Source organism: Crenobacter sp. CS_VA4, from assembly GCF_055597485.1.
Genome location: NZ_JBVMAE010000063.1, coordinates 1 through 2778, shown reverse-complemented (window position 1 = coordinate 2778; position 2778 = coordinate 1). Strand labels below are relative to the sequence as shown.

Here is a 2778-nt window from a genome sequence, read left to right as displayed (position 1 = left end):
GAGAAGACTCGAACTTCCACAGTGTTGCCACCGCTAGGACCTGAACCTAGTGCGTCTACCAATTCCGCCACCTGGGCACTGCTTTGCTGTATCATTTCCGACACAGCGCAACAACGAATTGCGGATTATATAGACCCGAACGAGGTTGTCAATGCCTAAAAAGCAGAAAAACCAAAAAGAACTGACCCTGCGCGAGCAGGATCCACACCTGCAACGGGAAAAGCTCAAATACGACAATCCATTACCGAGTCGTGAATATGTTTTGGCCTTGCTCGCCGAGCAGGGCGTACCGATGTACCCGGCCGAACTGGCCGACCTACTGTCCATCCACAAAGACGAACTCCGTTATTTCGAACGCCGGCTGGTCGCGATGGAGCGCGACGGCCAGGTCATCATCAACCGCAAGGGCGCGGTCTGCGTTGCCGGCAAGCTCGACCTGATCAAGTGCACCGTCCAGGGACACCGCGATGGTTTTGGCTTCGCTATCCCCGAAGAGGGCGGCGACGACCTGTTCCTGTCCGAGCGCGAGATGCACAAGGTGCTGCACGGTGACCAGGTCCTGGTGAGCGTGGTCGGCACCGACCGACGCGGCCGCAGAGAAGGGCGGGTGGTTGAGGTATTGGAGCGGGCGGTCAAGCAGGTGATCGGCCGTATCTATCACGAGCGCGGCGTCTGGATGGTGGTGGCGGAAGACCGCCGCATTAACCAGGACATCCTGATCGAACCGGGTGGCCAGGGGCCGGCGCTGCACGCCCAGGTGGTGATGGTCGAAATCCTCGTTCAGCCCGATGCCTACCGCCAGCCGATCGGCCGAGTGATCGAGGTGCTCGGTGCCTACGCCGACCCGGGCATGGAAATCGAGATCGCGCTGCGCAAACACGTGCTGCCGTACCGCTTCAGCGACGCGGCGGTCGAGCAGGCCCAGAAGACGCCGAAGACGGTGCGCAAGAAAGACTTCGATAGCAAGGATCGCGAAGACATCCGCGACCTGCCCCTGGTGACGATCGACGGCGAAACCTCGCGCGACTTCGACGACGCGGTATTCGCCGAGCGGGTCGGCCAGGACTTCCGGCTGGTGGTGGCGATTGCCGACGTCAGCTATTACGTGCAGCCGAGCGATGCGCTCGACGTCGACGCGCTGGATCGTGGCACCTCGGTCTACTTCCCGCGCCGGGTGATCCCGATGCTGCCCGAGGCGCTGTCCAACGGCATCTGCTCGCTCAATCCGGACGTCGAACGCCTGTGCATGGTCTGCGACATGCAGATCTCCGCGCAGGGCCAGGTCACCGGCTACCGTTTCTATCCTGGCGTGATGCAGTCGCGCGCACGGCTCACCTACAACCAGGTCTGGGACTGGGTGCAGCACGGCAGCGACCACCCGCAAAAGCCGCAGATCGACGTACTCTACGATCTGTTCAAGAAGCTCTTGGCCGCGCGCAACCAGCGTGGCGCGATCGAGTTCGACAGCTTCGAGACCCAGATGCTGTTCAACGACGACGGCAAGATCGAACGGATCGTGCCGGTGGTGCGCAACGACGCGCACCGTCTGATCGAAGAATGCATGCTGGCCGCCAACGTGTGTTCGGCCGACTTCTTGCTCAAGCACAAGCAGCCGTGCTTGTTCCGCGTCCACGAAGGTCCGACGTCGGAGAAACTCGACAATCTGCGCAAGTTCCTCAACCTTGCCGGTCTGTCGCTGGAAGGCGGCGAGAAACCAACCACCAAGGACTATGCAGCCCTGGCCGAGCGAATCGATGGGCGTCCCGACGCCGAAGCGCTGCAGACCATGCTGTTGCGTTCGATGCGCCAGGCGGTCTATGCGCCGAACAACATCGGTCACTTCGGTTTGTCGTACGAGGCGTATACCCACTTCACCTCGCCGATCCGTCGCTATCCGGACCTGTTAGTGCATCGCTCGATCAAGGCGGTGCTGGCCGGCAAGGAGTACAAACCGGCGCAGAAGTGGTTGCAGTTGGGCGAGCATTGCTCGACGACCGAGCGGCGTGCCGACGACGCCAGCCGCGACGTCGAAGCCTGGCTGAAAACCTTCTATATGCGCGACAAGCTCGGCGAGGTGTTCACCGGCAAGATCAGTGCAGTGACCAGCTTCGGCGTGTTCGTGATGCTCGACGATATTCATGCGGAAGGACTGGTGCACATCTCCGAACTCGGCAAGGACTACTTCCATTACAAGCCGGAGGTGATGGCGATCGTCGGAGAGAAGAGCGGTGTCGAATACCGCTTGGGCGACCAGTTGACCGTCAAGGTGGCGCGCGCCGACCTGGAGAGCTCCAAGGTCGACTTCGTGTTGGTGGCGCCGAAGGCAGCAACGGCAGTCTCGACCGAGGAGGACAAGCCGGCCAAGCGCAGTCGCAAGCGCAAGGCGAGCGCGGCGTGACGGGCGATTGCCTCTATAGAGCAGCTGGCCTTCTATAGTATGAGATGGCATGAAAAGCTTGGCCGAACGACAGTTCGGCCAAGCTTTTTGCTTTTCGGGGTAATAGAACAGGGTTAACGGCCGGGATTTCAGGGCCGGTTCCCGGCTGAAACGACCGTCAGCGGCGGGATTTCAGCCGGTGGTTAATGATTTGTGTAAACAGTCGAATTTCATATTCTGTTGCCAATCAGCGGCTTGAGGCTGGTTTGGCAGAATGATGGCCAGATTCTTCACTTTTCTTCGTGGGGAGGTGTTGACGAGGTCGGGGTGGGGGGGTATAGTTCGCCTCCTCTGCTGCTGACACAGCGAAACGAAGCCAGTCAGCCGCAACTGCTCTTTAA

The 2778-nt window shown here is 60.4% G+C and carries 2 protein-coding genes; one reads left to right on the top strand and one right to left on the bottom strand.

All coding sequences use genetic code 11. The annotated features are described in order from the left end of the window. Window positions 1-151: 151 nt before the first annotated feature. Window positions 152-2398 carry a ribonuclease R gene (gene rnr, locus ACZ2IA_RS22620; protein WP_470294843.1) on the top strand — a complete coding sequence of 749 codons (2247 nt, stop codon included), beginning with the start codon at window positions 152-154 and terminating at the stop codon, window positions 2396-2398. A gap of 171 nt (window positions 2399-2569) precedes the next feature. On the opposite strand, the gene ACZ2IA_RS22615 is transcribed toward rnr, so the two are convergent. Then, the coding region (locus ACZ2IA_RS22615; RefSeq protein WP_470294842.1) for a hypothetical protein at window positions 2570-2778 on the bottom strand (209 nt) is incomplete at its 5' end.

What these genes read in the sequence shown, in the direction of transcription:
- rnr (WP_470294843.1), top strand. Translation starts at nt 152, where the DNA reads ATGCCTAAAAAGCAGAAAAACCAAAAAGAACTGACCCTGCGCGAGCAG.